The organism is Lentzea sp. NPDC004789 (genome assembly GCF_053601075.1).
The window spans coordinates 193,559-218,579 of the sequence record NZ_JBSGBE010000010.1 but is presented as its reverse complement, the minus strand read 5'-3'; the positions used below and the strand labels follow the sequence as shown (position 1 = coordinate 218,579).

General features: G+C 71.3%; 30 protein-coding genes. 13 read left to right on the top strand and 17 right to left on the bottom strand.

Going from position 1 to position 25,021, the window contains the following annotated elements; translation table 11 throughout:
- Positions 1-79: 79 nt before the first annotated feature.
- On the bottom strand, positions 80-547 hold the full coding sequence (locus tag ACWEIJ_RS23890) for a GNAT family N-acetyltransferase (RefSeq protein ID WP_449839424.1): 468 nt from the start codon (positions 545-547) through the stop codon (positions 80-82).
- A gap of 58 nt (positions 548-605) precedes the next feature.
- On the opposite strand from ACWEIJ_RS23890, the gene ACWEIJ_RS23885 reads away from it, so the two are divergent.
- Positions 606-1,100, top strand: a complete 495-nt coding sequence (locus ACWEIJ_RS23885; RefSeq protein ID WP_449839423.1) for a DinB family protein — start codon at positions 606-608, stop codon at positions 1,098-1,100.
- Positions 1,101-1,118: 18 nt separating this feature from the next.
- On the opposite strand, the gene ACWEIJ_RS23880 is transcribed toward ACWEIJ_RS23885, so the two are convergent.
- Both ACWEIJ_RS23880 and ACWEIJ_RS23875 read right to left on the bottom strand, forming a co-directional pair.
- A complete protein-coding gene (locus ACWEIJ_RS23880; RefSeq protein ID WP_449839422.1) occupies positions 1,119-1,679 on the bottom strand; it encodes a TetR/AcrR family transcriptional regulator in 561 nt (186 codons plus the stop codon).
- Between the two features lie 9 nt (positions 1,680-1,688).
- Positions 1,689-2,570 (bottom strand): SDR family NAD(P)-dependent oxidoreductase, encoded by an 882-nt coding sequence (locus tag ACWEIJ_RS23875; RefSeq protein ID WP_449839421.1) that lies wholly within the window; start codon positions 2,568-2,570, stop codon positions 1,689-1,691.
- 90 nt (positions 2,571-2,660) lie between these two features.
- Here ACWEIJ_RS23875 and ACWEIJ_RS23870 point away from each other — a divergent pair, with 90 nt between their 5' ends.
- Both ACWEIJ_RS23870 and ACWEIJ_RS23865 read left to right on the top strand, forming a co-directional pair.
- Entirely contained in the window at positions 2,661-3,212 is a 552-nt protein-coding gene (locus ACWEIJ_RS23870) for a cadmium resistance transporter (protein WP_449839420.1), read from the top strand.
- Positions 3,213-3,242: 30 nt separating this feature from the next.
- Positions 3,243-6,179, top strand: coding sequence for an NACHT domain-containing protein (locus ACWEIJ_RS23865; RefSeq protein WP_449839419.1), 2,937 nt, complete (start codon positions 3,243-3,245; stop codon positions 6,177-6,179).
- Here ACWEIJ_RS23865 and ACWEIJ_RS23860 read toward each other — a convergent pair.
- Together ACWEIJ_RS23860 and ACWEIJ_RS23855 are read right to left on the bottom strand one after the other, a co-directional pair.
- Entirely contained in the window at positions 6,091-6,357 is a 267-nt protein-coding gene (locus ACWEIJ_RS23860) for a hypothetical protein (protein ID WP_449839418.1), read from the bottom strand. The genes ACWEIJ_RS23865 and ACWEIJ_RS23860 overlap by 89 nt on opposite strands.
- A gap of 2 nt (positions 6,358-6,359) precedes the next feature.
- The gene (locus tag ACWEIJ_RS23855; RefSeq protein WP_449839417.1) at positions 6,360-7,304 is read right to left on the bottom strand and encodes a helix-turn-helix transcriptional regulator; all 945 of its coding nucleotides are present in this window, start codon (positions 7,302-7,304) and stop codon (positions 6,360-6,362) included.
- Positions 7,305-7,356: 52 nt separating this feature from the next.
- On the opposite strand from ACWEIJ_RS23855, the gene ACWEIJ_RS23850 reads away from it, so the two are divergent.
- The 3 genes from ACWEIJ_RS23850 (at position 7,357) to ACWEIJ_RS23840 (ending at position 10,244) form a co-directional block, all read left to right on the top strand.
- On the top strand, positions 7,357-8,442 hold the full coding sequence (locus tag ACWEIJ_RS23850; RefSeq protein ID WP_449839416.1) for an epoxide hydrolase family protein: 1,086 nt from the start codon (positions 7,357-7,359) through the stop codon (positions 8,440-8,442).
- A 14-nt stretch (positions 8,443-8,456) separates the two neighbouring features.
- Positions 8,457-9,206, top strand: a complete 750-nt coding sequence (locus ACWEIJ_RS23845; protein WP_449839415.1) for a ZIP family metal transporter — start codon at positions 8,457-8,459, stop codon at positions 9,204-9,206.
- A gap of 111 nt (positions 9,207-9,317) precedes the next feature.
- Positions 9,318-10,244 carry an isopenicillin N synthase family dioxygenase gene (locus ACWEIJ_RS23840; protein ID WP_449839414.1) on the top strand — a complete coding sequence of 309 codons (927 nt, stop codon included), beginning with the start codon at positions 9,318-9,320 and terminating at the stop codon, positions 10,242-10,244.
- Here ACWEIJ_RS23840 and ACWEIJ_RS23835 read toward each other — a convergent pair.
- Positions 10,241-10,870 carry a class I SAM-dependent methyltransferase gene (locus ACWEIJ_RS23835; RefSeq protein ID WP_449839413.1) on the bottom strand — a complete coding sequence of 210 codons (630 nt, stop codon included), beginning with the start codon at positions 10,868-10,870 and terminating at the stop codon, positions 10,241-10,243. The two genes, ACWEIJ_RS23840 and ACWEIJ_RS23835, sit on opposite strands and share 4 nt — an antisense overlap.
- Before the next feature lie 55 nt (positions 10,871-10,925).
- A complete protein-coding gene (locus ACWEIJ_RS23830) occupies positions 10,926-11,624 on the bottom strand; it encodes an SDR family oxidoreductase (protein WP_449839412.1) in 699 nt (232 codons plus the stop codon).
- A gap of 49 nt (positions 11,625-11,673) precedes the next feature.
- Here ACWEIJ_RS23830 and ACWEIJ_RS23825 point away from each other — a divergent pair, with 49 nt between their 5' ends.
- From ACWEIJ_RS23825 to ACWEIJ_RS23805, 5 genes are all read left to right on the top strand, one after another.
- Positions 11,674-12,261, top strand: a complete 588-nt coding sequence (locus ACWEIJ_RS23825; RefSeq protein ID WP_449839411.1) for a PadR family transcriptional regulator — start codon at positions 11,674-11,676, stop codon at positions 12,259-12,261.
- On the top strand, positions 12,258-12,587 hold the full coding sequence (locus tag ACWEIJ_RS23820) for a hypothetical protein (RefSeq protein WP_449839410.1): 330 nt from the start codon (positions 12,258-12,260) through the stop codon (positions 12,585-12,587). The genes ACWEIJ_RS23825 and ACWEIJ_RS23820 overlap by 4 nt, the downstream gene beginning before the upstream one ends.
- Before the next feature lie 106 nt (positions 12,588-12,693).
- A complete protein-coding gene (locus ACWEIJ_RS23815) occupies positions 12,694-13,557 on the top strand; it encodes a sucrase ferredoxin (RefSeq protein ID WP_449839409.1) in 864 nt (287 codons plus the stop codon).
- A gap of 89 nt (positions 13,558-13,646) precedes the next feature.
- Complete coding sequence (locus ACWEIJ_RS23810; RefSeq protein ID WP_449839408.1) at positions 13,647-14,180, top strand: AAA family ATPase; 534 nt, start codon at positions 13,647-13,649, stop codon at positions 14,178-14,180.
- A 9-nt stretch (positions 14,181-14,189) separates the two neighbouring features.
- Positions 14,190-14,867 (top strand): hypothetical protein, encoded by a 678-nt coding sequence (locus tag ACWEIJ_RS23805; RefSeq protein ID WP_449839407.1) that lies wholly within the window; start codon positions 14,190-14,192, stop codon positions 14,865-14,867.
- On the opposite strand, the gene ACWEIJ_RS23800 is transcribed toward ACWEIJ_RS23805, so the two are convergent.
- Together ACWEIJ_RS23800 and ACWEIJ_RS23795 are read right to left on the bottom strand one after the other, a co-directional pair.
- Positions 14,821-15,435 carry a TetR/AcrR family transcriptional regulator gene (locus ACWEIJ_RS23800; RefSeq protein WP_449839406.1) on the bottom strand — a complete coding sequence of 205 codons (615 nt, stop codon included), beginning with the start codon at positions 15,433-15,435 and terminating at the stop codon, positions 14,821-14,823. The genes ACWEIJ_RS23805 and ACWEIJ_RS23800 overlap by 47 nt on opposite strands.
- On the bottom strand, positions 15,422-15,628 hold the full coding sequence (locus tag ACWEIJ_RS23795; RefSeq protein WP_449839405.1) for a hypothetical protein: 207 nt from the start codon (positions 15,626-15,628) through the stop codon (positions 15,422-15,424). The genes ACWEIJ_RS23800 and ACWEIJ_RS23795 overlap by 14 nt, the downstream gene beginning before the upstream one ends.
- A 26-nt stretch (positions 15,629-15,654) precedes the next feature.
- Here ACWEIJ_RS23795 and ACWEIJ_RS23790 point away from each other — a divergent pair, with 26 nt between their 5' ends.
- Complete coding sequence (locus tag ACWEIJ_RS23790; RefSeq protein WP_449839404.1) at positions 15,655-16,155, top strand: CGNR zinc finger domain-containing protein; 501 nt, start codon at positions 15,655-15,657, stop codon at positions 16,153-16,155.
- Here ACWEIJ_RS23790 and ACWEIJ_RS23785 read toward each other — a convergent pair.
- Both ACWEIJ_RS23785 and ACWEIJ_RS23780 read right to left on the bottom strand, forming a co-directional pair.
- On the bottom strand, positions 16,143-17,024 hold the full coding sequence (locus ACWEIJ_RS23785) for a pentapeptide repeat-containing protein (RefSeq protein ID WP_449839403.1): 882 nt from the start codon (positions 17,022-17,024) through the stop codon (positions 16,143-16,145). The genes ACWEIJ_RS23790 and ACWEIJ_RS23785 overlap by 13 nt on opposite strands.
- Positions 17,025-17,116: 92 nt before the next feature.
- Positions 17,117-17,614 carry a hypothetical protein gene (locus ACWEIJ_RS23780; RefSeq protein ID WP_449839402.1) on the bottom strand — a complete coding sequence of 166 codons (498 nt, stop codon included), beginning with the start codon at positions 17,612-17,614 and terminating at the stop codon, positions 17,117-17,119.
- Positions 17,615-17,664: 50 nt separating this feature from the next.
- Here ACWEIJ_RS23780 and ACWEIJ_RS23775 point away from each other — a divergent pair, with 50 nt between their 5' ends.
- The gene (locus ACWEIJ_RS23775) at positions 17,665-19,089 is read left to right on the top strand and encodes an amidase (RefSeq protein WP_449839401.1); all 1,425 of its coding nucleotides are present in this window, start codon (positions 17,665-17,667) and stop codon (positions 19,087-19,089) included.
- 36 nt (positions 19,090-19,125) lie between these two features.
- Here the strand turns inward: ACWEIJ_RS23775 and ACWEIJ_RS23770 are convergent, their stop codons facing one another.
- From ACWEIJ_RS23770 to ACWEIJ_RS23745, 6 genes are all read right to left on the bottom strand, one after another.
- The gene (locus tag ACWEIJ_RS23770) at positions 19,126-20,202 is read right to left on the bottom strand and encodes a hypothetical protein (protein ID WP_449839400.1); all 1,077 of its coding nucleotides are present in this window, start codon (positions 20,200-20,202) and stop codon (positions 19,126-19,128) included.
- A gap of 154 nt (positions 20,203-20,356) precedes the next feature.
- The gene (locus ACWEIJ_RS23765) at positions 20,357-20,839 is read right to left on the bottom strand and encodes a poly-gamma-glutamate biosynthesis protein PgsC/CapC (protein WP_449839399.1); all 483 of its coding nucleotides are present in this window, start codon (positions 20,837-20,839) and stop codon (positions 20,357-20,359) included.
- Positions 20,833-22,014: a poly-gamma-glutamate synthase PgsB gene (gene pgsB / locus ACWEIJ_RS23760; protein ID WP_449839398.1), complete on the bottom strand. Its 1,182-nt coding sequence runs from the start codon at positions 22,012-22,014 to the stop codon at positions 20,833-20,835. The genes ACWEIJ_RS23765 and pgsB overlap by 7 nt, the downstream gene beginning before the upstream one ends.
- Positions 22,014-23,057, bottom strand: a complete 1,044-nt coding sequence (locus tag ACWEIJ_RS23755; RefSeq protein ID WP_449839397.1) for a hypothetical protein — start codon at positions 23,055-23,057, stop codon at positions 22,014-22,016. The genes pgsB and ACWEIJ_RS23755 overlap by 1 nt, the downstream gene beginning before the upstream one ends.
- Positions 23,054-24,085, bottom strand: a complete 1,032-nt coding sequence (locus tag ACWEIJ_RS23750; protein WP_449839396.1) for a hypothetical protein — start codon at positions 24,083-24,085, stop codon at positions 23,054-23,056. The genes ACWEIJ_RS23755 and ACWEIJ_RS23750 overlap by 4 nt, the downstream gene beginning before the upstream one ends.
- Complete coding sequence (locus tag ACWEIJ_RS23745; RefSeq protein ID WP_449839395.1) at positions 24,082-25,017, bottom strand: hypothetical protein; 936 nt, start codon at positions 25,015-25,017, stop codon at positions 24,082-24,084. Before ACWEIJ_RS23745 ends, ACWEIJ_RS23750 begins: the two co-directional genes overlap by 4 nt.
- Between the last annotated feature and the right edge of the window lie 4 nt (positions 25,018-25,021).

The following is a 25,021-nucleotide window of genomic DNA, read 5'->3' as shown; positions in this document are numbered from 1 at the left end:
TTGCAGACGCTCAACAGCAGCCGTTTCGACCCCTTCTGAGGACGATCTTCGCAGGTCATCGTTTCGCCGATAATCTACATTATGTCAAGTAAGGCGAATCCGGGCCTCCCCGCGGGCTGCGCACCAGGTACACGTCCACCGGATCCTCGGCCTCGACGATGAACTCGTGACGCTCGTACAGCCGTTGGGCCGAACTGCCCTGCAGGACGTTCAGGCGGACGACGACACCCTCGCGGTCGCACCGCTCCAGCAGTTCGCGCAGCACGCCCGAGCCGACACCGTTGCCCTGGACTCGCCGGTCCAGATAAAAGTGCTCCAGCCAGTGGGCGTCCTCGGCCGGCCGCAGCGCCACGCAGCCGGCGAACACCCCGCCGACCTCGATCACCCACGTGTGGGCCGCGTCGAACCCGTCGCGCAGCCGTTGCCGCACGCGTTGTGCGTCGTACCGGCCGAGTCGTTCGAGGTCCGGCCGCAGCACGGCCGCGCGCAGTTCGGCGATCGTCTCGACGTCGGAGGTCGACGCCGGCCGCAGTGCCCAGTCCGCCATGATCGTGAGGGTAGGCGGTGCGGGGTTTCGTCACCGTGGCGATAGCGGCTGGAGTCTCATGATCGACGAGTTCGCCAAGGGATATCTGCACAGCGATCTGCGTGAGCTGCGTGAGGTGATGTTGTGGAAGCTGGACGGCCTGTCCGATGAGGACGTCCGGCGGCCGCTCACCGCGAGCGGCACGAACCTGTTGGGTCTGGTGAAGCATCTGACGTTGACGGAGTCGCGTTATTTCGGTGAGGTGTTCGACCGGCCGTTCCCCGGGCCGCTCCCCCGGTGGGACGACCTCGCCGCGCGCGGGAAGGACTTCTACGCCGCCGAGGACGAGTCTCGTGAGGACATCGTGGAGCGGTATCGGCGGGCGTGGGTGCATTCCGACGCGACGATCGAGGCGTTGGCGGTGGACTCCCCCGGTTTTGTGCCGTGGTGGCCGCGTCCTGAGGTGATGTTGTTCAACGTGCTGGTGCACGTGTTGGGTGAGACGGCCCGGCATGCGGGGCATGCGGACGTCCTGCGGGAGCAGATCGATGGTGCGACCGGGGTCGGGCCGTGAGGGGTGCCCCCCCGGTGATCAGGTGCTCAGGCCTCTGAGCAGGGTGTCGAGGTAGCGGCGGGCGGTGGGGAGCCGGTCGGCGGGGGTGTCGCTGTGGACGTAGGTGGCGTAGGCGATGCCGCACATGAGTGGGACGAGGTCGCCGTCGGCGAGGTCGGCGTGGACCGCTCCGGCGGTGCGGGCGCGGGTGAGCAGTTGGGTGCCGGTGGCGATGATCTGTTGTTTGAGCTCGGTGGTGCGGGGCAGGGTGTCGTGGGCGGTGGCGGCGACTTTGGCGAGTGAGGGGTCGCTGACCTGGGCTTCGACGAGCCGGGTGAGGTAGTCGGAGAAGGCGTGCCAGGGGTTGTCGTCTTCGAGGGCTTGGCGGCCGTGGGTGGCGAGGTTCTCGAGGCAGGGTGTGGCGACGGTTTCGAGGAGTGCTTCGGTGGTCGGGAAGTGGCGGTAGACGGTGCCGACACCGAGGCCAGCGCGGCGTGCGACGTCGTTGAGTTGTAGTGGGGTGCCTTCGTCCACTAGTTCTCTGGCGACGGTGACGATCCGGTCCCAGTTGCGGGCGGCGTCCTTGCGCTGCGGGGTCATTCTTCCAGCTTAATTGGATACCCCATCCGGAACGTGGTGGATGGGGGCGTGCTGGTCGGTGAGCCTGCGCACGGCGGCGATGACGCGTGGGTCGCGTGCGGCTTTGATGGGCGTCACGGGGGTGGCTTGTGGTCCGATCAGCAGGCCGGTGGGCAGTGGTGCGGTGGCGGCGGTGATGGACGACCGTGCCGCGAGGGCGGCGGGTCCGGAGGTGGACCGTTCGAGCTTGCGGCGGACCAGTGGCCAGAACAGGCGCAGTGCGGGTGAGACGACCTTCAGTTTGCGGGTCCTGCCGTCGGTCATGTCGGTGGCGGCGCCTCCGGGGTCGGCGGCGTAGACGGACACGCCGCTGTCCTTCAGGCGTTCGGCGAGGTCGAGGGTGTGGGCGAGGTGGGCGAGCTTGGCTCGTCCGTACCAGTGGAAGCCGTAGTAGCCGCCGGGTGGTTCGACCTGGTCGAAGACCTTCTTGGCGAGGACGACGGCGCCGGTGGTGACGTTGACGATGCGGCTGGGTGCTCCTGCCTTGAGTGCGGGGAGCAGGAGTTCGGTGAGCAGGTAGGGCGAGAGGTGGTTGACGACGAACGTCGCTTCGACGCCGTCGAGTTCGGTTCGGTCGGCGAACATGGCGCCGACGTTGTTGACCAGGACGGCGAGCTCGCCTTCCGCGGCGAGGTGTTCGGCGAGCCGGCGGACCTCGTCGAGTGAGGCGAGGTCGGACTGGAGGAAGCGTGCGGGTTCTCCTCCCCCGGCGTTGATCCTGTCGACGGCGCGGGCGCCTCGTTCGGCGTTGCGTCCGACGACCGTGACGGCGAAGCCGGCTTTCGCGAGTCCGAGTGCCGTCTCCAGCCCGATGCCGCCGGTTCCCGCGGTGACGACTGCCTTGCGTGTCATGACACTCCCCTGATTCGGATAGTCGATCCGGTTTTGACGCTACCACAGATCTGGATGCGTTATCCGGTTCATGTCGTGGAGAATGCGGCGGTGGATCTTGGGGTGATCGGCCAGGCAGCCGGCATGTTCGCGGTGACCAACGTCGACGACCTCGTGCTTCTCGCGCTCTTCTTCGCGCGCGCCCGTTCGGTGTGGCAGGTGATCGCGGGCCAGTACCTGGGCTTCGGCGGCATCCTGGTCGTCGCGGTGCTGGGCGCGCTCGGCGCGGCGCTGCTGCCCGCGCAGTTCCGGCCGTGGCTGGGGCTCATCCCCCTGGCTCTCGGTCTCAAAGCGGCTTGGTCGCTGTGGCGCGGCGACAGCGACGACGACGAGCCGGACGCCGCGCCCGGCGTGCTGGCGGTGGCGGGCGTGACGCTCGCGAACGGCGGCGACAACATCGGCGTCTACGTGCCGGTCTTCACCGTCGCGGACTCGTTGTGGGTGTACGTGGCGGTGTTCCTGGTGCTGGTGGGCGTGTGGTGCCTGGCGGGCTGGTTCCTGGCGTCACGTCAGGTGGTGGCCCGCGCTCTGGCCAAGTGGGGCCACATCGCGCTGCCGGTCGTGTTGATCGCGATTGGGCTGTTGGTGTTGTTCTCGGGCTGAGCGCGCGCCTGGTCGTGTAAGAAGCTTCGGGTGCGAAGGACGTACAGCTACCGCGAGGCCGTGCAGATCCTCGGCGGCAAGGACCACCCGACCGTGGCCGCGCTGGACAAGCTGCTGGGCGGTGCGCTGCTGGCGGGCTCGCTGGGGCTGGGCCAGGTCCTGGACCTGTTCGACGCGAAGCCGGACTTCACCAGGCTGCTCTCCGATCTCGCGAACAAGGTGTCGGAGAAGCGTCGCGGGCTCGACCGCTACAGCCGCACCCAACGCCTGCACGCCGCACACGCGGTCATCGTGATCACAGCGTTCTTCGAGGCGTTCCGCGAGCTGGAGCTGCCGTTCTCGTTCACGGCCGAGGACGACGAGCACGTCGTGCAGTACAACCCGTTCGAGCAGGACCTGCCGCTGCCCTCAGCCGGCCTGTCCTACGAGTCGAACCTCAGCACGATCCACGACTACTACATGAGTCTCACTGAAGACGTGCTGGCGACGGCGATGGCGCTGGCCGCGTGGGACCGGCTCAACGAGACCGAGGCCGGCCGCGTTCAGGCCACGCTGGACCAGCTGCCGGCCCGTGCGGTGGACCGGTACCAGGAGCTGTTTCGCAGGCTCGCGGTGGACTTCCCCGAGGTGGCGTTCTGGTGCTCGGTCGAGGATCACCGGGCGACGCGGGCGGCGTTGGCGCGGTTGGAGGACGTGCTGCGCGAGACCACCGCGGACCAGACCCCTGACCGGCGGCAGGCCGAGCTGGTGGGGTTGTACGCCTCGGCGTTGGCGCGGCCGCTGATCCAGTCCGGCGAGCTGCGGACACCCGCGCTCGGCGAGGCGTACGTCGATCCGCGGTTCCAGCTCATGGCGGTGACCGGGCGGGAGACGGTGCCGTCGACGGCGGAGTTCTGGGAGAGCAGGCCCGAGCGGCAGGCCCTCTACGCCTACCTGGCGGGGTATCTGACCTCGGTGGAGTCGTGGCGGACGCCGTTGCTGGTGCTGGGTGATCCGGGTTCGGGCAAGTCGGTGCTCACCGAGATGCTGGCGGCGCGGTTGTCCGCGTCGGGTGTGCCGGTGGTGCGGGTGGAACTGCGTGGCGTGCCGGCCGAGGCGGACCTGCGGGAGCAGATCGAGCACGGTCTGCGGAGGCTGCTGGACGAACCGCTCGGCTGGGGCGAGTTCTCCCGCGACACCGGCGGCTCGGTGCCGGTGGTGATCCTCGACGGGCTCGACGAGCTGATGCAGGCGACCGGGGTGAGCCAGACGCGCTACCTGACGACGATCGAGCGGTTCCAGGAGGAGCTGCTGGCCAAGAACCGGCCGGCGGCGTTCGTGGTGACGAGCCGGTTGAGCGTATGTGCGGGGCTGGCGTTGCCGCAGCAGTCGCACGTCGTGCGGTTGCTGTCGTTCTCCGACGATCAGGTCCGGCAGTGGCTGGCGGTGTGGAACGCGTCGGACTCCCCGCTGCCGGCCGAGGTCGCGCTGGAGTACCGGGAGCTGGCCCAGCAGCCGCTGTTGTTGCTGATGCTGGCGTTGTACGACGCTGTCGACGGCGCTTTGCAGCGTGATCACGCGTCGATCAGCCGGGGGCAGCTGTACGAGCGGCTGCTGGAGCGGTTCGCACGGCGCGAGGTCACCAAGTCGGCGGTCGAGCGCACGGAGGACGGTGTCGACGAGGACGTCGAGTTCGAGCTGGACCGGTTGTCGGTGGTGGCGCTCGCGATGTTCAACCGCGGGGTGCAGTGGGTGACCGGGCAGCAGGTGACCGAGGACCTGGCGGCGTTGCTCGACGTCGGCACGCCGGACCGGGCGGTCGGGATGCGCACTCCCCTGTCGTCGGGAGATCTCGCACTGGGCCGGTTCTTCTTCGTGCAGAAGTCCGAGGCGGTCCGCGGTGACGACACGAAGCTCGCCACCTACGAGTTCCTGCACGCCACCTTCGGCGAGTACCTGGTGGCGCGGTTCGTGTGGAAGACGTTCCTCGAACTGAGTCGGGAGGACGCGGCCCGGTCGCGTCGCAAGTCCACTGTGGATGACACGGAGCTGTACTCGGTGCTGTCGTTCATGGCGCTGACGACCAGCAAACCGGTGCTGGACTTCTTGAGGGAGTTCGCAGGGAGGTCCGATCGGGACGGCCTGTTCGACCTCGTGGTGCGGCTGCTGGAGCGGCGCGACGACGGGAGGCTGTCCCGCGGCGACTACCGCCCGGTGCCGTCGGCGGACTCGGTGCGCGACGCCAGGTACGCGGTGAACCTGGTGGTTCTCACGCTGGTGCTCCGTCACTTCGTCTTCGCACAGGACCTGCGAATGGACCTGGACGACTGGCGGCGGGCCGCGCTGTTCTGGAAATCACGGCTGCCGTCGAGTGAGTGGGACAGCATCGTGACCTGGTTCTTGGTCAACCGCGACGAGGAGCGTCACTTCTTCGTGGAGCTGAGCGACCGCACGCAGCAGGTCGACCGCGACGCACACGACGAGCGGCGGCTGATGTCAGAGCCGTACGTGACTCTCGACGATGTCGGTTTGACGTTGTGGGATGTCCTCACGCCGATGGCTGCGATGTACACCGTCCCGGTGATGGCTGCCCTGATCAAGCTGATGGCCACGCCGATCGCGGAGTGCGTACCGGCCCTCGTGCGGTTGGTGGAGTCCGATCCTCCGCCGCTGGTGCTGGCTGAGGAGACGTGTGCCCGGCTCGGCCGAGGAGGAGATGATCACGCAATCCTCATGACGTCTGGCAGCTACGACATGCCTTACACCTCTGTGACGTTGGACGGCTGGCTGCGGCTGCACGAACAGGGTTTCCGGTTCCCGGACGACCGCGACTACCCAGGCCTGCGCGAGTTCCTGGCCATGGTGCCGTACGAGGTGTTCGAAGGCAGGCAGGATCTGGTCAGGCGGGCCACGGTGGCGGCGGCTGAGCTGGGTCTCGAATGGCAGCCTCCAGAGAGCTGGCCAGAGCGCCGAGGTCCTGTTCGCTGAGGTCGCGCTCCCCCACCCTGCGCAGGATCTCCGTGCGGGAGCAGACCACGACGGCGCCGGTGTAGCCGCCGAGCTCGGCGGCGGCCACGATCTCGGTCGAACCGTTGTGCACCACCAGGATCGGGTCCGGGGTGTCGGTGTAGAGCAGGCGCTCGATGTCCCGTCCGGTGATGGCCATGTTCAGTCTTGTACGGCGCGGGCGTAGCGGGCCGCAAGAGTGCGAACGTGTGCCACCAGCTCCGGTGGTGAGGTGACCTCGAAGTCGAAGCCGAGCAGGCCGATCCACACCGCGAGCGACTCCACGGAGTCGGAGCCGGTGACGAGCACGCACGTGGCCGGGTCGACGGCTTCGACGGTGCCGATGGCGGCGTTGACGCGGGCGGCGACGGCTTCGGCCGGGGCGTGGACGAGGACGCGGGCCTGGAAGCGCCAGGCGGCGGAGGTCACCCGGGATGCGACGTAGGTGGTGGCGTCGAACTCGCGTGGGGTGAAGCGGGGACCGTGCGGTGGTACGGGCTGGGTGATGCGGTCGACGCGGAAACTGCGCCAGTCTTGCCTGTCGTCGTCCCAGGCGACGAGGTACCAGCGGCGGCCCCAGTTGACCAGGCGGTGCGGCTGTACGCGGCGGCGCGACGGGGTGCCGTCGTGGGCGTGGTAGTCGAACCGGATGGTCTCGCTGTCGCGGCAGGCGGCGGCCAGGGTGGAGAGCAGCTCGGCGTCGACCGCGGGGGCCGGGGTGTCGCGCGGGACGGACTCGACGGTCTGCAGGGCGGAGACGCGGTGGCGCAGGCGTGAGGGCAGGACCTGTTCGAGCTTGAGCAGTGCGCGCAGGGAGACGTCCTCCAGACCCGTGACCGGGGTGGTGCGCAGGGAGACCGCGACGGCGACGGCCTCGTTGTCGTCGAGCAGCAGCGGGGGCAGTTCGGCGCCGGCGCCGAGGCGGTAGCCGCCGAAGCTGCCGGTGGTGGCGTTGACCGGGTAGCCGAGCTCGCGCAGGCGGTCGATGTCGCGGCGGACGGTGCGCTGGCTGATCTGCAGCTCGTCGGCGAGTTCCGAGCCCTGCCAGTCGCGGCGGGACTGCAGGAGGGCGAGCAGGCGCAGCAGGCGTGCCGACGTTTCCAACATGGACGGAACTTTAGGACAGGAGGTGGCCGCAATGGGTCATAGCCTTGGTGTCATGACGGAGATCAGGGAATTCCACATCGCAATCGACGAAGCCGACGTCGACGAGCTGCTGCTCCGTTTGGCGCGGACGCGGTGGACCGACCAGGTGCCGGGAGCCGGCGCGCGCTACGGCGACGACGTCGCGACGGTGCGGGAGATGGCCCGGTACTGGGCCGAGGAGTTCGACTGGCGGGCGGTGGAGCGCAGGCTCAACTCCTTCCCGCAGTTCGTCACCGAGATCGACGGCGCCAACGTGCACTTCCTGCACGTGCGCAGCACCAACCCGGACGCGTTGCCGCTGATGCTCATCCACGGCTGGCCGGGCTCGGTCATGGAGTTCGTGGACGTCATCGAGCACCTGCGCGACGAGTTCCACCTGGTGATCCCGTCGATCCCCGGTTTCGGGTTCTCCGGGCCGACGACCGACACGGGCTGGCACTCCGGGCGCATCGCGAAGGCGTTCGCGGAACTGATGGCGCGGCTGGGCTACGAGCGGTACGGGGTGCACGGCAACGACGCCGGGGCGATCATCGCGCCCGAGATCGGCCGGGTCGACCCGGAGCACGCGGTGGGCGTGCACGTCACGCAGATCTTCTCGTTCCCCTCGGGCGACCCGGCGGAGATGGAGGGGCTGACCGAGGACGACTTCCGGCGGCTCGGGGTGCTGCAGAACTTCTGGGAGACCATGTCCGGCTACGCGAAGCTGCAGCAGGCGCGGCCGCAGAACGTCGCGTTCGCGCTCGCCGACTCCCCCGTCGGCCAGCTCGCCTGGGTGATGCAGCTGATGGGCGAACCCGCCGTCACCAGGGACTTCCTGCTGGCCAACGTGTCGATCTACTGGTTCACCGGCACGGCGGGGTCCTCGGCGCGGCTGTACTACGAGGACGCGCACCGCGAGGACACCCCCACCGAGCCGACGACGGTGCCGATCGGGGTGGCGATCTTCCCGAACGACTTCCAGACCATCCGGCGCTTCGCCGAGCGTGATCACCAGAACCTGGTTCACTGGTCGGAGTTCGACACCGGCGGCCACTACTCCGGGCACGACTCCCCCGAGCTGCTCGCCGGTGATCTCAAGGTGTACTTCGCGAAGATGTAGGACATCCCCGGTAAATGCCACAGTGGATCGAAGCGGGTTTGTGGGGTCTGGCAGGCGGCGGCGCGCTCGTGGCGGGCGCGCTCGTCGCCTGGTTTCTGCGCGTGCCGCGCGACGTCGTCGCGGTCGTGATGGCGTTCGGCGCGGGCGTGCTGACCGCGGCGGCGGCGTTCGAGCTGATGGACGAGGCGGAGCGCAACGGCGGCCTGCTCGCCACCTCCACCGGGTTCCTCGGCGGCGCGGTGGTCTACGTGCTGGCGAACGTGCTGCTCGCCCGGCACGGCGCCCGGCAGCGCAAGCGCAGCAGTGACCAGCCCACGGAGGCCGAGCAGGCGGGCAGCGGCACCGCGATCGCGGTCGGCGCGCTGCTCGACGGCGTGCCCGAGTCGGTGGTGCTCGGCGTCTCACTGCTCGGCGGTGGCGGGATCGGCGTGACGATGCTGGCCGCGGTGGTCATCTCGAACGTCCCGGAAGGACTGTCCAGCGTCGCGGGCATGAAGCAGGCCGGTCGCACCGCGCGCTACGTGTTCGGGGTGTGGGGCGCGATCGCCGTGGCGAGCGGGATCGCCGCCGCTCTGGGCAACCTGCTGCTCGACGGCGCCTCGCCGCAGGTCATCGCGGTGATCACGGCGGTGGCGGCGGGCGCGATCCTGGCGATGATCGCGGACACCATGATCCCCGAGGCCTACGAGCGGGCGCGGCTGTACACCGGGCTGTGCACCACCGCGGGGTTCCTGACCGCGTTCGTGGTGGAACGGGTCGGCTGACGGTGGCGCGGTAGCGAGCTCGCAGTGCCGCCGTCCCACCGGGCAGCGTCCGGTGGAACGGCTCGGCCCGTTCACTGGCGCCCGCGACCGGCCGGCGGTAGGACGGCACCCATGAGCGTTCCGCTGGTGGACTTGACCGGGTGGTTCGACGGCACGCGGCGTGCCGAGGTCGCGGCGCGGGTCGACGCGGCGTTGCGGGAGTCGGGGTTCCTGCTGATCACCGGGCACGGCGTCCCGGACGAGCTGCGCCACCGCACCCGTGAGCTGACAAGGCGGTTCTTCGCGCTGTCCACGGAGGACAAACAGCCCTACGCCGTGCGCACCGGCGGCCGCGGCTGGATGCCACCCGACGTGCAGGCCACCGGGCGCGCCGACGGCGGCATGGCGCCACCGGACCTGAAGGAGACGCTGGCGTTCGGCTCGGACGACCCGGCGGGCGGTGACCCGTTCTTCTTCCGCCCCAACGTCTTCCCCGCCGAGGTGCCGGAGCTCGAACCGGCCGTGACGCAGTACGTGCGGCGGATGCGGGCGCTGGCCGACGAGCTGCTGACGATCTTCGCCGTCGCGCTCGGCGCGCCGGAGGACCTGTTCACCCGGTACACGCGCACGCCGTCGTACACCCTCAACGTCAACCACTACCCGCCGTTGCGGCAGGTCGGGGCGGCCGGTCCCGGCCAGTTCCGCATCGGCGAGCACACCGACTTCGGCACGGTCACGATCCTGGACCGCCAGCACGGCGTCGGCGGGTTGCAGGTCCGCAGTGCCGCCGGGGTGTGGCAGGACGCGCCGTTCGACCCCGGCGCGTTCACGGTCAACATCGGTGACCTCATGGCCCGCTGGGTGTCGGACCGCTGGCGGTCCACGCCGCACCGCGTGCTGCCGCCGGACGCCTCGGCCCCCGACGAGGACCTCGTGTCGCTGATCTTCTTCTACAACACCGACGCCGACGCGCGGATCGTGTCGCTCGACGGCCGCTACCCCGAGGTCGGCGGCGCCGAGTACCTGCGGGCCAAGCTCGACGCCATCTCGGTCGGCTAGACGCGCCAGACCGTCGCGCTGCGGGTCTCGGTGCTCTCCAGCGTCAGCGGCACCGGTACCTCGTAGCGGGCCTGAGCGGTGAACCGGTCGCGCGGCAGGTGCGCGCGGTCCGGGTCGCCCACCAGCACGAGCGCGCCCCGCGCGGCGGCCCTGGTCAGGAACGGCAGCACCAGCGCGGTGATCTCCGCGTCGTAGAAGACGTCTCCGGCCAGCACCACGTCGGCGCCGTGGGCGTCGGTGTCGAGCTGGTCTCCGGGCACGGTGCGGACCGCGACGCCGTTGGCCGCGGCGTTGAGTTCCACCGCGGCCAGCGCCAGCGGGTCGATGTCGTTCGCGGTCACCGCGTCCGCTCCGGCCAGTGCCGCGGCGATCGCCACCAGGCCCGAGCCCGAGGCGAGGTCGAAGACCTTCCGGTCGCGCACCAGGCCGGGGTGGTCGAGCAGGTGCCGGGCCAGCGCCTGGCCGCCCGCCCACGGGAACGCCCAGAACGGCGGCTGGTCGTGGTCGGTGAGCTCCCACAGGTCCATCGCCTCGGCCGCGCTGTGCAGGACCACCTCGGGCACCAGCGGCACCGGCGTGAGGGTCGTGTTGGCGAGCACGAAGTCCGTGAGCGTGGGCGCGGGCATGACGGAGAAGCTTAGGGCCCGCCGCACGGCGCCCGCAGAGGCGAAAGTCCGTGGCTCACGTGCCGCCGGTGACGCGCAGGATCGCGCCCGTGGCGTAGGAGGCCTCGTCCGACAGCAGCCACGCGATGGCGTTCGCGATCTCCTCGGCCTCACCGGGCCGGCCCATCGGCACCCGTCCCGCGACCCGGTCCGGGCGGTCGGGCTGGCCCGACAGCTGGTGGATCTCGGTGCGGATGGTGCCCGGCTGCACGCCGTTGACCCGGATCCCGCGCGGCGCCAGCTCCTTGCCCAGCCCGATCGTCAACGCGTCCACCGCGGCCTTCGTGGCGGCGTAGTGCACGTACTCGCCGGGGCTGCCCAGCGTCGCCGCGCCCGACGACACGTTCACGATCGCCCCGCGGGTCATCCGGCGGGCCGCCTCACGGGCCACGAAGAACGCGCCGATCACGTTCACGTCCACCACCCGCCGCAGGTCCTCCGTGCGCAGCTGCGCCAGCGGCCCGGACGGGGAGGTGATGCCGGCGTTGTTGACCACGCCGGTGATGTCGTCGCCCGCCTCGTCGAACAACCGCGCGACGTCGTCCTCGTTGGCCGTGTCGGCCTGCACGGCCACAACCCCGAGCTCCTTCTGGAGTGCGCGCGCCTCGTCCACGGCCTGGCGGTAGCTGATCACGACCCGATGCCCGTCCCGCACCAGCCTGCGCGCGGTCGCGGCACCGATACCCCGGCTTCCCCCGGTGATCACCGTTGTCATACCCGCCACCCTAACCCGTATACTCGGCACCGGATATACGGGAGCGGATATGACCTTCAAGCGGACCAACCCCCTGGCACTGGCCGTGCTGGCCCTGCTCGCGGAGCGGCCCATGCACCCCTACGAGATGGCGCAGACCATGCGGGCACGCCACCAGGAGCAGGTCATCAAGCTCAACTACGGCTCCCTCTACACCGTCGTCGAATCGCTGCGCCGCCACGAGCTGATCACCGCGAACGCCACGCAGAAGGCAGGCAACCGCCCCACGCGCACCGTCTACGCGATCACCGACACCGGCACCGACGAGCTGCACAGCTGGCTGCGCGAGCTGATCTCCGTGCCCGCCAAGGAGTACTCGCGGTTCGAGGCCGGCATCTCCCTGGTCGGCCTGCTGTCCCCGGACGAGGCGCTGACGGTGGTCGACCAGCGGCTCGACGCGCTCGGCGAGCAGCTCACCGCGCTGGCCGTGCTGCTGGAGAAGCTCGCCGGCATGGGCCTGCCCCAGCTCGCGTGGATCGAGCTCGACTACCGCATGGCCATGCTGCGCGCCGAACGCGCCTGGCTCACGTGGTTCGCCACCTCCACCCGCGACGGCACCGTCGGCGGGTACGCCGACTGGGAGGGCAAACACCGATGAGACTGCTGTTCGAGGTCTCCGGCGTCGTGCACGCACCGCTGGAGGACGTGCGGGCGCGGCTGTTCGCCGACGCCGGCGAGTCCGGGTCGCACCGGCTCGTCGACCGCGACCGGGGCGTGATCGCCTACTGGGGCGACTGGTGGTACCGCGGCGAGGACTCGCTGCACCCCCACCCCGAGGGCGCGCTGCTCGTACACCGCGTCTACAACATCGCCGCGCAGGGCAACTGGGCGCCGTACCTGGCGAACAAGCTGTTCATCGGCTACCGCGCCCGCCTGCGGGCCGCTCTGCGGCAGCGGATCGCCCAGCTGGAAGCCCAGCAGTGACCCCGTTTCGGCACGGCCGTTGCGGTGAAGCCAGATGCCATGTCACCCACACGGTGAAGTAAGGATGCCCTTAGTCCTCACCCGAACGGCCGTATAGAGTGTGCAGATGAGGTGCTCGACGCTCTCCGGTGCCGCCGGCGAACCGCTGGCCGGCACCGCCGCGACCGCCACGGCCTGGCTGTGCCTGGAACAGCCGGGACCCTGGGGCCGCGACGCCGTCGTGCAAAGCCACCTCGACCCCGAGCTCGGCGCCGAGCTCACCCGCCGCGCGGCCGGCACCGGCGTGCGCATCCTGCTCATCCGCCGCCCCGGCAAGCACGCCGACACCCACATCGGCGCCAGCCGCCGCGTCTACCTGGCCTCCACGACCCCCGGCGCCTCCTGGCTGGAGCAGGCCGACCTCGCCGCACCCGAGGAAGCCCTCGAACTCGACTTCGCCGCCCTGGGCGAGGGCCGCTCCACCGCGTTCGGCACGCCCGTGACCACGCCGCTGCTGCTCGTGTGCACCAACAGCAAACGCGACGTCTGCTGCGCCCTGTACGGCCGGCCGATCGCCACCGCGCTCAACCTCTGGGAGTGCACCCACACCGGCGGCCACCGCTTCGCGCCCACCGGCATCCTGCTGCCCACCGGCCACCTGTACGGGCGGCTCGACCACGAGCTGGCCGAACGCGTGGTCACCGGCGGCATCACGGCCGACCGGTGCCGCGGCCGGTCCTGCTTCACCCCGCACGGCCAGGTCGCCGAGGTCGCGGTGCGCGCCCGGCTCGGCGAGACCCGCGACGTGCTGACCGTGGTCGGGGAGACCGCGGACTCGGCGACCGTGCGGCACGCGGACGGCCGCGAGTGGCGGGTGACGCTGGCCGAGCGGACGGTGCCGGCGCGGCCCGCGAGCTGCGGGCAGTTCCCCGACGTCGCGGTCGCGCTGGTCGCGACGGCGATCGACGAGCTGGTCCGCGTCGGCCGCTAGACCCGCGGCGAGGTCGACCGGCGCATCGGGGTCGCAGGCACACCGCGGGCGTGGTGAACACATCCCGCCGGTGCCGCAGAATCGGGCCGGTGCCCAGGCTGATCCACCTCAACGGCCCCACCGGGGTCGGCAAGTCCACCATCGCCGCCCGCTACGCCGCCGAGCACCCCGGAACCCTCGACCTCGACGCCGACGAGATCGTCCGGCTCGTCGGCGGCTGGCAGGACGACTTCCCCGGCACCGTCGGGCTCGTCCGGCCGCTCGCCCTGGCCATGGCGCGCACCCACCTGTCGTCCGGTCACGACGTGGTCATGCCCCAGCTGGTCACCGACCGCGGCCAGCGGGCCCGCTTCGCCGCGGCCGCCGCCGAGGCCGGCGCGGACTACGCCGAGTTCGTGCTGCTCGCCCCGCCCGAGACCACGATCGGCCGGTTCCGGCGGCGCGGGCACCACCTCGACCCCGCGGTCGAGGCACTCGGCGGCGCCGCGGCGATCCGGCGGATCCACGACCGGCTCGTCGCCTACCTCACCCCGGACACGACCGTGATCGACACCGCCGGGCACGACACCGGGCAGACCTACGAGGCACTGATCGCGGCGTTGTCCGGGCACCCCGGCAGGTAGGTTGATCGAATGGGTCCCCTGCTCAGCACCCACTCCGTCGACACCGGCCGAAGACGCGTCCTGGGCCGCGTCCTGCTCGTCGTCGCCCTCGCGAGCGCCGTGCTGCTGGCCGCGATGTTCGTGATCGACCTCCGCGGTGCCCAGTACACCCTCGTGTTCGCCGTCTTCCCGCTGCTGATCGCCGGGCCGGCCGCGGTGGTGCTGCTGCGCGGGAGCGGCAGGCCGGAGCTGATCGAGCTCTACCAGGACGGTCTCGCGCACCACTTCGGCGGCGTGCGCCGGGAGTGGACGTGGGACCAGGTCGCGGCCGTCGACGTCACCGAGCGCGGGGTCTCCTCCTACACCGGCTCCGACCTGGGCTGCACCATCCGGTTCTCCGACGGCGCGCTGCTGCACTTCACCGGCCTGACCGAGAACGGCAGGGCGATCGTGGCCGCGCTGGCCAGGTACTGCCCGGCGGCGGCCCGCGTGCCGGTGCGCAAGGCCCACAAGGCACGCGCGGCGGCGGTGCTGGGCGGCGTCACGCTCGCCGGTGGCGGGGTGGCGACGTGGGCGATGCTCACCGTCGCGCGCACACCCGGCGGTGGTGACCAGTTCGGCCTGGCCATGCTCGCGGTGGCGTGCGTGGTGCCGGCGGTGATCAGCCTGATTCTGCTGATCGCTGTTCTGGTGACCGGCCGGCGTTAGGCACGGTCGCGGAGAACACGCCGATGCCCAGCGCGTACGGGTCGTCCAGGCCCACGGTCTCGAGCGTGTCCACCGGCAGCGCCAGCAACGAGATCGCCACGCCCAGGAAGTAGGCGTCGAGCAGTCCCGTGTCGCGCACGGTGGAGGGCAGCCCGGCCGCCTGCTGCAGCGCCGCCCCCGCCTCGGCGTTGGCCAGCACCATGCCCGACAGCGCCTCCCGCACGCCCGGCCGGCGCACCGCCTCCAGGTACAGCTCCACCATCGCGAGCATCTGGGTCGGGTCGTCGGCCACCGCGCGGCGCAGCAGCGCCGGGTACAGCTCGGCCACGTCGGAGGCGGAGATGTCGGCCGGCGTGGTCTCGCGCAGGCGGTCCACGGCGGCGCGGTGCAGGGCGGTCATGCGGGCCGCGCAGGCCTCGAGGATCGACTCGCGGGTCGGGAAGTAGTTCTTGGTCGTGCCGATGGGGACACCGGCCTCGCGGTCGATCGCGCGGTGGGTCAGTCCCCGGCCGCCTTCCACCGCGAGGATCTGGATCGCGGTGTCGCACAGAAGATCACGACGGCTCACGATCCGGGACACTAGCAAGATCACCACGGGTGTGGTGAACCGGGGCGAACGTGCTGGTCCCGGCGGTCGCGGCGACCACCCCGCGTTCCACGACCAGGAACAGGCCGCAGACGCAGCGCACGTAGGACACCGGGCCGTGGCAGGAGACGGCGGACGAGCAGGGCCAGCGGCAGGCGGGGCAGGTGGCGATCATGCACCCCAGCCTGGTGTCATGGTCTAGTGCATTTCAACCCTTACGGCGGTGCGGCCGCGGAGCTCGCCGCGAAGCTGGTCAACGCCGACCCCGCCACACCCCTGATCGACGTGCTGAAAGCGTCCGGCTACAAGCCGCTCGGGTCGCTGGACGCCCGCCAGGAACGTGACGTACGAGACTGGGTCGAGCGCCTTCGCGAGGCGTTCGCGGCCCCCACCGTGGAGCTGCTCAACGAGCTGCTGGCCGAGTCGTCCACCACGCACTACATCTCCACCCACGACGGACGCGCGCCGCACCTGCACTACGCGCGCGAGGACGCCCCCACCGACGTACGGGTCAAGGCGTACACGGCCGCGGGCATGGCGGCGTTGTTCTGCGAGGACGCCCAGCGCATCGGCCGGTGCGACCGCGAGGGCTGCGGCACGGTGTTCGTCGACACCAGCCGCAACGGCCGCCGCCGCTTCTGCTCGACGAAATGCGCGAACCGCGTGGCGGTGGCCAACCACCGCAGCCGTCAGTCGGCGTGAACGCGGTGCCCGAACCGGGTGTTCTCGAACGACGACTCGCCGCCGAACGCGGCGTCCACGAAGTCCTCCCGGCCGCGGAACCACGTGCCGGCGAACGTCACGGCACCGGCGAACCAGGCACGCCGGAACAGCGCGCGGCCGCCGAAACGCACACCCGAGCAGTCCACGTCCGAGCCGAACCGGGCGCACGTGAAGTCCGCCCGGCCGGAGAACCGGGTGCCGCGCAACGTCACCGGACCGGCCACGTGGATGCCCGCGAGCTCGCCGTTGCCGGACACCGTGACGCCGCGCAGGCCCAGGCCGCGGGCGAACACCGACTGCGTGAACAGCACGTGCCGGCCGAAGAACGCGCCGCGGGCGTCGAACTCGCCGAGGAACGTCGTCTGGTCGAACCGCGTGTCGCCCAGGAACCGGGTGCGGCCGAACCGGGCGCCGCCCAGCCGGCAGTGCGACAGGTCGAAGTCCACCAGCGTCGTGCCGCGCAGGTCCAGCTCGCCGCCCAGCCAGAACCCCGGGCCCGGCCGCAGGTGCGCGGTGAGGCTGGCCTGCAGGACCATCCGCCACCGCTGGTCGACCTCCGTGCCGGGCCACGGCAGCTCCCGCAGCGCCTCGCACAGCACGTCCAGGGCGGGCTGCCGGTGGTGCACGGACCGTTCGCCGTACTCGACCCAGTCCCGCAGCCCGCCCAGCCGCACGTCGGCCTCCGGCGCCAGGAGCCGGTCGCGGATGTCCTGCAGCGGTGTGCGCTCTGTTCGCGGTGTCGCGACCTCGGTGTCGTGGTGCAACGTCAGGCGGCGCCTGCCCAGTGTCACCGCCGCCACGGTCAGAACAGAGGAAGTCGCTGTGAGCCAGCGCGAGAGAGTGGACATGACTCGATGATGTGACCGGGGTCATTACATCGGACAGTGGTGGAGTTCAACGCCGCGTTCAACCTGGGGCCCACCGGCCGTCACGGGAGGTCTCAGCCGGTGACGTTCTTGAGCTTGCGCGGGTAGTACCCGTCGGTGCCGCTCAGGCCGTAGGTCAGCACGCGGTGGGTGGTGCCGTAGACGTCGCGCTGCTCGTAGGCCCAGTACCCGCTCTTGTAGGGGTCGGCCCACTTCTCGAAGATCACGACGTGGCGGGTGGTGCCGGTGCCGTTCGGGTCGACGACGATGTCGCCCCACTGCATGTCCTTCGCCGCGATCGAGGTCGAGTAGGTGTCGTAGAGCTCGACGGTGCGCTGGCCGGGCGCGCCGAGCTTCGCGGCCATCGACACGTAGCCGGAGCAGTCCTGCCGGTAGCCCTCGGTGCCCCAGTAGCTGCTCTGGCTGTACGGCACGGGCCCGCCCTTGTTCGCGGTCAGCCACGTCCTGGCACGGGCGATCAGGTCCGCCCGGCTGATGGTCGCGGCCTGTGCGGGTGCCACCAGCGTGCTCAGGGCGACGAGGACGGCGGCGGTCATCGCGAGGACTCTCATGCGTGCTACTCCCATTCCGTAGATCACCGGTCGGCGCTTAGGGTCGGTTCATGGAGCTGACGGAGCTGTGTTTCGGCGGGGTCGCCAGGCAGGCCCAGGCCGTGCGGTCCGGTGAGGTGAGCGCCCGCGAGCTCGTCGCCGGGCACCTGGACCGCATCGAGCGCCTCGACCCGCAGCTCAACGCGTTCCGCCTGGTGTTCGCCGAGCAGGCCCTGGCGCAGGCCGAGCAGGCCGACGAGCGCCGGGCGCGCGGGGAGGACCTGCCGCTGCTGGGCGTGCCGATCGCGGTCAAGGAGGACATCGCGGTCGAGGGCCTGCCCACGACGAAGGGCACCAACGCCGCCCGCACGCCCGAACCGGCCGACTCCGCGATCGTGCGGCGCCTGCGCGCCGCCGGGGCGGTGATCATCGGCCGCACGCGCATGCCCGAGCTGGGCCTGTGGCCCTACACCGAGAGCGGCTGGGCGGGGCCGACGCGCAACCCGTGGTCGCTGACCCACTCCCCCGGCGGCTCCAGCGGTGGTTCCGCCGCGGCGGTCGCGGCCGGGCTCGCGGCGGCGGCGATCGGCACCGACGGCGCGGGCTCGATCCGCATCCCGTCCGCGGTGACGGGCCTGTTCGGGCTCAAGCCCCAGCGCGGCCGCGTCTCCCTCGCCCCCGAACGCGAGGTGTGGGGCGGCCTGGTCGTGGCCGGGCCGATCACCCGCACGGTGCTGGACTGGGCGCTGGTCGCCGACCAGATCCACGGCGCGGTGCCCGGCGACCCGCACGTCGCCCACCCGCCGCGCACCAGCTTCACCGAGGCCGCGACCACCGACCCCGGGCGGCTGCGGATCGGGGTGTCGCTGCGGCCGTGGGGACCGGGCATCGGCGTCGCCGACGAGGTCCGCGACGCCGTGCAGGACACCGCCGCGCTGCTCACCGACCTCGGCCACGACGTCGTGCGCCTCGACCCGCCGATGCGCGACGTCGTCGCCTCGACCCAGTTCGCCGTGCGGTACCTGCACAACGCCCATCTGGCGCGCCACGGCCTGCAGCTGCCGGACCTGGTCGAGCCGCGCACGCGGGCGGTCGCGGAGCTGGGCCGCCGCCTGCCGCGCGGGCTGGTGCGGTGGGCGACGAAGGACGACGACGCGCTGACGACGTACACGAACCGGATCTTCACCTCGGTCGACGTGCTGCTCACCCCGGCGCTGACCCGCCCGCCGATCCGCGTGGGCGAGTGGGACGGCCGCAACGTCGTCTCGGCGCTGCTGGCGGCCTCGCACTACACGTCGTTCCTGCAGCTGTGGAACGTGGTGGGCAACCCCGCCGCGGCCGTGCCCGCCGGTCGCACGTCCACCGGCCTGCCGCTCGCGGTGCAGCTCGTCGGCCGCCGGCACGACGAGTGCACGCTGTTGTCGGTGTCCGCCCAGCTGGAGCGCGCTCGGCCGTGGGCGGACCGGACCCCCTCCGGCCTCGGTCATGCGAAGTAGGATAGTACGAGTACGGACTATCCGAAACGGAAACTGTCAAAGTCCTCGCCGGGACAGCTCGTCCAGCAGCTGACGGTCCGCCACGTGCCGCGACTTGATGTGGTCCAGGTAGTCCGCGAACGCGTCGGGCTGCAGCCCGCGCAGCTGCTCCAGCCACTCCACGACGAGGTCCTGCTCCTCGATGCCGCGCCGGGCCAGCTCGACCTCGACGATGCGGCGGTACACCTCGACCGCGAGCCGGCTGCCGTCGCGCACCAGGTGCTCGATCAGCTCCGCGCGCAGCGGCGGCCACTCGTCGGTGTGCACGACCAGCGCACGGACCTTGAGGTAGAGGTCGAGGTTGGGCCGCGCGAAGAACGCGTCCCGGCACACCGCCACCGCCCGCTGCGGCGCACCCCGGCGCAGGTGCTCCTCCACCGCCAGGTCGATCAGCCGCGGCGCCGCCCCGCGCCCGCCCACGGCCCGCAGGCCGCGCTCGACCCACTCCAGCGCCTCCTCGGAGCGGCCGTTGTCCCGCAGCACGGTCGCGACCTGCAGGTAGTGCCAGCCCGAGGACAGGTCCTTGCCCAGCACCAGCAGCTGCAGGTCCACGTCCTCGGTGTACTCGGCGAGCTCCTCCATGACCCGCAGCAACGCCCAGCGGGCGCGGTCGTAGCGGCCGGTCTCCCCGAACCCGATCACCGGCAGCGGCGCGAACAACGCCACCGCGCGCTCCCGGTAGTGCGCGAGCCCCTCGTCGTCGAGGGCGTCGGCGTAGGCGGCGAGGCTCACGTCGGGAGCCTCGGGGTGGCGCAGCTGCAGGTCGAGCAGCCAGTCCGCGAGGCGCACCGGGTCCGGGCGGGTCTCGGCGCACGCACGCGCGTGGGTGCCCAGGACGCGGTGCGCGAGCTCGGCCAGCTCGACCCGGTGTCTTCGGCTGCCCGCCACCCCGTCGGCCAGCTGGGTGACGATCTGCTCGATCAACGCGACCAGGTCCGGGCCGGGGTCGGTGACCAGCAACGACTGCAGCTCGACGGAGACCGCGGTGAGCGCCTGCCAGCGCTGCGGCCAGTCGGTGTTCCCGCTGTCGGGCTCGGCGAGTGCGGAGGCCACGGTCGCCGGCAGCGAGTTCATCACAACATCATTCCCGCGTCGCCCGGTCGAGGGCCACAGATGTCGCCCTAACGGATTTAAGGTTCACTTCCCGTCGCCGCCGTTCGGCACGCGGGGACCTTTCGTACTCTCCGAGCGTACGAAAGGTCCCCGCGTGGATCACCCGAACGTGGGGCTAGAGGTGGGGCAGGAAGTTGAGCAGCACGCCGGTGAGCAGGACGACGTAGGACAGCATCGTCACCACGCCGGTCGAGATCAGCGTCGCCTTGATCGGCTGCCGGACGCACTGGTAGGCGATCAGGCCCGGCACGATGAAGCCCAGCGTGCCGTGGGAGAACAGGAACGGCCGGTCGCTCGACAGGAACAGGAAGATCGTCAGCTGCAGGAACACGCCCAGCAGCAGCACCGTGGCGAACAGCCTCTTGCCGTACAGGATCACCAGCCGTTGCAGCAGCCGCGTGCCGAAGTAGGTCGCGACGGTGACCCCGGCGATGATCCACAGCCGGCGCGGGTCGGTGATCAGGGCCAGGCCCAGCCAGCCCGGGGTGATCATGCCGCCGGGCGAGAGGTTGGACACCAGGTAGCAGCCCAGCGAGAACACCAGCCCGATGGCGATGCCCAGCACCGCCACCTCGGGCGTCAGGGTGGCGGTCAGCACGGTTGCACCGCCTGTTCCAGGTGGTGCAGCAGCAGCTCGCCCTGGCCGTGGATGTTGCCGATGGCGATCAGCGACGCCTCGCCGTCGATCTGGTCGACGATCGTCTTCAGGATCTCCTCGACCGGACGGTTGCCGCCGCCCAGGTCGAAGGCCTCACCCCGCCAGCCCGACGGGACCTTGGCCAGCGCCGACCGGCTCGGGTGGCCGATCACGAAGAGCTTGTCGGTGAGCAGTTCGGGCACGATCTCGCCCATCTGGCCGTTGCGTTCGACCCGGTCGGGCCGGCAGTTGATCAGGGTGAAGATCGGCGCCGCGATCTTGCCGCGCTCGATGAGCTGCTGCACGTTCATCACGGTCGACCTGGGATCGTTGGCGGCGAAGACGTTGGCGAACCGCAACGTCCGGGCGCCGAAGCGGTAGGACTCGACGGTGAGCACGCCGGGATCGGGCGGCGCCTGCCACATTCCTTTCAGCGCCAGGTCGCGCGGAACCCCCGCCAGGCGGGCGACCTCCAGCGAGATGGCGACGTTCTCCTTGAAGGAGTGGTAGGCGAACCCGTCCAGCTCCTCGTCGGTGACGTCCTCCGGGTCGACGACGATCAACCGGCACGACCGCCTGTCCGCTTCCTCCCGCAGGACGTGCAGCAGCTCGCGTTCGGCCGTGACGCACACACCGCCGACCGGCATGGACCGCGACAGCGACCGCGCCACGTCCGGAAGTGTCGGGCCCATCTCCTGCAGGTGGTCCTCGCGGACGTTGCTCAGCACCCCGATGGTGGACTGGATGAGCTTGGTCTGGTTGACCTCCTGCAACGGCGGCATGACCGCCATGCACTCCATGACCAGCACGTCCGGGCGGGCCGCGGCGGCGCGGCGGACGATGCCGATCTGCTCGACCACGTTGGCGATGCCGAACTTGCGGTACACCGGCTCCTCGGTGGCGTCGGGGTGGATGAACCTCGCGGCGGTGCCGGTGGTCTTCGCGACGACGGTCAGCCCGCCGCCGCGCAACGCACCGGCGCACAGCCGGGTGACCGAGCTCTTGCCCCTGATGCCGTTGACGAGGATGCGGGTGGGGATGCCGTGCAGGGTGCGCAGGTGCCGGCGTTGCTCGGCGATCCCCGCGATCAGCAGCACGCCGAGGACCACGCCGAACACGGTGTAGAGGAAGTACATCAGGCCCTCCCGAGCAGGCCGCGCCGGACGCGTTCGAGGTCGCGCGCGACGAGGCCGAGGTGGTCGTAGCGGCGGACGATGACCGGGGTGGTGAAGTCGCCGGCCGCGATCCGGCCGGCGTCGCGGGCCAGTGCCCGCAGGGGGCTGATGACGACCGCGTAGAGCCAGCCGAAGATCACGACGGTGAAGGTGGCGATGAGCACGCCGAGCAGTGCGAGCTCGTTGCGTTCCGCCGAGTGCGGCAGCGTCAGTGAGAGCTCGGGCCGGTCGGTGACCACGGTCAGGCCGAGCTGCCGGGTGGCTTCCGGTGAGGTGACCGGCGCCCAGCTCACGACGTTGCGCCGGCCGTCGACGGCGTGCACGGCGGCGCCCGCGCCGGTGGCGCGCGCGGACTGGGCCGCCTGGTCGAGGTCGGGCCGGATCAGCGGTTCGAACGCGGTGAAGCCGGACGTCGCGCCGATCACCAGCCGGTCGAAGTTGAGCAGCCGCGTGTTGCCGGGACCGGCCAGGGCCAGTGGCTGGATCAGCGCCTCCGGTTTGAACTCGGCGACGATCCGGCCCGCCCGGTCACCGGTGACCGGGACCGCGACGTAGACCCGCGGGGACACGCCCTGGGGCGGCGCGGCGGTCAGCACCGGTTTGTCGGACACGGTGACCGCGGCGACGTCGATGTCGTCTCCCGCCTTGGCCAGCACGGCACCCCCGGAGGCGAGGTAGGCCGCCCCGCGGTAACGGGTCCGGGTGGCCAGCAGCTGCGTGAGCAGACGCCCCGCCGTCTCGTTGTCGTCGAGCTTCCGGATGCCCGCGGCGACCGCGTTGAGGTCGGACACGCCGCTGTCGAGCGACCGTTGCAGCTGACGGGCGGCCAGCGCGGTGCGCGTCTGCTGCTCGGTCACCACGCTCTGCGGGATGTCCTCGACCAGCCAGGACGACGGGGCGGTCGCGATGCCCGCGCCGAGACCGAGCAGCGCGGTGGCGCCCACGGCCCAGACGATGGCGGCGAGAGAGAACTGGCGCCGACGGCGCCGCTGTGACCTGGTCATCGCCGTCCTGCCATCGTCTCGTGGTCCGTGCGGCCGGACATGGTTCTGCGGGCTTGGGCGAATGCGCGCGCGATGCGTCCGGCCTCGCCGTGCCTCGGTCCGCGCGCCGGGGACCTCGTCTCGTCCAGCACCCCTCTGAGCTGCCGGATCGGGCGTTGCACGACCAGGTACAAGGCCGCGAACACGACCGCGGTCAGGGCCGCCAGCATCCCGCCGGCGGTGACGGCGCGGCGCCGCGTGTCGTCGGCGGCCATGGTCCCGGCGTCGGTGACGGGTTTGACCGACACCACGGTCCAGCCGAGCGCGGTCGCCGGTCCCCGTCCGGTCAGGGAGGCCCAGGCGAGCACGTCCAGCCGGCTGCCCAGCCGCTGCGCCTGGCTGCCCGCGACGCTCTCGCCGGGGTCCGCGGCCGGCGGGACGAACGCCTGCGGTGGTTTGCCGGTGCCCACGCCCTCGATCACGGCACCGGACCGGTCGACCAGCCAGGCGCCCTCCGCGGCCGCCGGGGACAGCAGGTCGCGCAGGCGGCTCACGTCGAGGTGCCCGACCAGCAGGTACTTCGCCTCGGCCGGCTTGCCGACGGGCGTGTACTGCATGACCTGACTCGCGGTGCCGACCTGGCCGGTCCGCATGCCGGCCTCCGCGGGCAGGGGCTCGCCGAGGACCGCGGGCTGCGCGGACTCACCGACCTGGGCGACCACGGCCCTGCTGGTCCGGTCCAGGACGTAGAGCGACTTCCACATCCGCGCCCGGAACGGGGCCAGCAGCGCCCGGTTGCGCTGCTTGAGCGACTCGTCGACGACGGTGGCGATCTCGGCCAGGCTGGTCAGCCCGCCGTTGAGCGAGCGGGTGACCGCCTGCGCGGCCGCGGTCGTGCTCTCCCGCCTGGAGTCGAGCACGGACTGGGGAATCGGGGACACCTCCCGCGGGCGCGCCAGGTAGGCCGTGGCGCCGCCGGCCAGCAGGGAGAACAGGATCAGCCCGGTGAGCCAGGGTGCCAGCACACCGGGTACGCGGGCGCGGCTCATCCGCCGGCCTTCTTCCCGGCGAGCGCGGACGCGACCTGGTCACGGGCCGAGGGCGTCTCGCGGAGGTCCTTGGACACCTCGACGTGGACGAACTCGGCCTTCTGCTCGGCGGAGTAACGCGCCTGCACGTTGGTGGTCGCCTCCAGACCGGGGCACCCGGTCACCCAGGGCTTGCACACCGACAGGCCGGCCACCTCCAGCCGTTGCGCCGTCTGCAGCGCGAACGTGCTGCTCAGCGGTGGTCCGGCGGAGACGACGACGTCGCTGTCGGGGGCGGTGTCGTTGGCGAACCCGTGCAGCTGCACGACCGGCACGCCGCGGGCCACCAGCAACTCGTGCAGTTCCTCGAAGACGCTGCCGGTCGTGTGCGCCATGTCGGCCACCCGGTTCTCCGCGGCACGGCGGTGCGCCCCGGCGATCACCAGCACCGAGCCGGGGGCCTTGCGGAACAGCTCGACGCCGAGCGACTCGCTGTCCTGGTCGGCCTTGGGGTGCGGGATCTCGACGCCCAGGCGGGAGGTGCCCGAGGAGTCGATCATGATCCGGCCCCAGCCGCGGGACACCGCGGCGTTGTCGGAGATCTCGTAGAACGCGCGTTGCGTGGCGATGTCGACGCGTTCGCGGATGGTGTAGGCCACCTCGGCGAGCACGTCCCCGGCCTTGTCCGGCACGTTGTCCAGGACGCGCTGCACGCCGTTGCTGATGGCGGCGCGCTCGGCCTGGGTGGGCCGGGTGTAGCCGGTCTCGGCGGACATGGCCTCGGTGAACCGCCGCACGTCGGACAGCAGGTCGGTCCTGCTCGCGTCGGGTTTGCCGGGTCCTGGTCCTGGGTCCTTTCCGCCGGTGGGAAGCAGGTGCAGCACGAGCCCTGCGGCGGCGACCGCGGTCACGATCGCCACGGCCGCCCGTGCGGTCGAGCGGAATCTCTTCACGAGC

Excerpts from the sequence above, each read along its gene's own strand:
- ACWEIJ_RS23890 (WP_449839424.1), bottom strand. The coding sequence starts at position 547 with ATGGCGGACTGGGCACTGCGGCCGGCGTCGACCTCCGACGTCGAGACG.
- ACWEIJ_RS23885 (WP_449839423.1), top strand. The coding sequence starts at position 606 with ATGATCGACGAGTTCGCCAAGGGATATCTGCACAGCGATCTGCGTGAG.
- ACWEIJ_RS23880 (WP_449839422.1), bottom strand. The coding sequence starts at position 1,679 with ATGACCCCGCAGCGCAAGGACGCCGCCCGCAACTGGGACCGGATCGTC.
- ACWEIJ_RS23875 (WP_449839421.1), bottom strand. The coding sequence starts at position 2,570 with ATGACACGCAAGGCAGTCGTCACCGCGGGAACCGGCGGCATCGGGCTG.
- ACWEIJ_RS23860 (WP_449839418.1), bottom strand. The coding sequence starts at position 6,357 with ATGGCCATCACCGGACGGGACATCGAGCGCCTGCTCTACACCGACACC.
- ACWEIJ_RS23855 (WP_449839417.1), bottom strand. The coding sequence starts at position 7,304 with ATGTTGGAAACGTCGGCACGCCTGCTGCGCCTGCTCGCCCTCCTGCAG.
- ACWEIJ_RS23850 (WP_449839416.1), top strand. The coding sequence starts at position 7,357 with ATGACGGAGATCAGGGAATTCCACATCGCAATCGACGAAGCCGACGTC.
- ACWEIJ_RS23845 (WP_449839415.1), top strand. The coding sequence starts at position 8,457 with ATGCCACAGTGGATCGAAGCGGGTTTGTGGGGTCTGGCAGGCGGCGGC.
- ACWEIJ_RS23840 (WP_449839414.1), top strand. The coding sequence starts at position 9,318 with ATGAGCGTTCCGCTGGTGGACTTGACCGGGTGGTTCGACGGCACGCGG.
- ACWEIJ_RS23835 (WP_449839413.1), bottom strand. The coding sequence starts at position 10,870 with ATGCCCGCGCCCACGCTCACGGACTTCGTGCTCGCCAACACGACCCTC.
- ACWEIJ_RS23830 (WP_449839412.1), bottom strand. The coding sequence starts at position 11,624 with ATGACAACGGTGATCACCGGGGGAAGCCGGGGTATCGGTGCCGCGACC.
- ACWEIJ_RS23825 (WP_449839411.1), top strand. The coding sequence starts at position 11,674 with ATGACCTTCAAGCGGACCAACCCCCTGGCACTGGCCGTGCTGGCCCTG.
- ACWEIJ_RS23820 (WP_449839410.1), top strand. The coding sequence starts at position 12,258 with ATGAGACTGCTGTTCGAGGTCTCCGGCGTCGTGCACGCACCGCTGGAG.
- ACWEIJ_RS23815 (WP_449839409.1), top strand. The coding sequence starts at position 12,694 with ATGAGGTGCTCGACGCTCTCCGGTGCCGCCGGCGAACCGCTGGCCGGC.
- ACWEIJ_RS23805 (WP_449839407.1), top strand. The coding sequence starts at position 14,190 with ATGGGTCCCCTGCTCAGCACCCACTCCGTCGACACCGGCCGAAGACGC.
- ACWEIJ_RS23795 (WP_449839405.1), bottom strand. The coding sequence starts at position 15,628 with ATGATCGCCACCTGCCCCGCCTGCCGCTGGCCCTGCTCGTCCGCCGTC.
- ACWEIJ_RS23785 (WP_449839403.1), bottom strand. The coding sequence starts at position 17,024 with ATGTCCACTCTCTCGCGCTGGCTCACAGCGACTTCCTCTGTTCTGACC.
- ACWEIJ_RS23780 (WP_449839402.1), bottom strand. The coding sequence starts at position 17,614 with ATGAGAGTCCTCGCGATGACCGCCGCCGTCCTCGTCGCCCTGAGCACG.
- ACWEIJ_RS23775 (WP_449839401.1), top strand. The coding sequence starts at position 17,665 with ATGGAGCTGACGGAGCTGTGTTTCGGCGGGGTCGCCAGGCAGGCCCAG.
- ACWEIJ_RS23770 (WP_449839400.1), bottom strand. The coding sequence starts at position 20,202 with ATGAACTCGCTGCCGGCGACCGTGGCCTCCGCACTCGCCGAGCCCGAC.
- pgsB (WP_449839398.1), bottom strand. The coding sequence starts at position 22,014 with ATGTACTTCCTCTACACCGTGTTCGGCGTGGTCCTCGGCGTGCTGCTG.
- ACWEIJ_RS23755 (WP_449839397.1), bottom strand. The coding sequence starts at position 23,057 with ATGACCAGGTCACAGCGGCGCCGTCGGCGCCAGTTCTCTCTCGCCGCC.
- ACWEIJ_RS23750 (WP_449839396.1), bottom strand. The coding sequence starts at position 24,085 with ATGAGCCGCGCCCGCGTACCCGGTGTGCTGGCACCCTGGCTCACCGGG.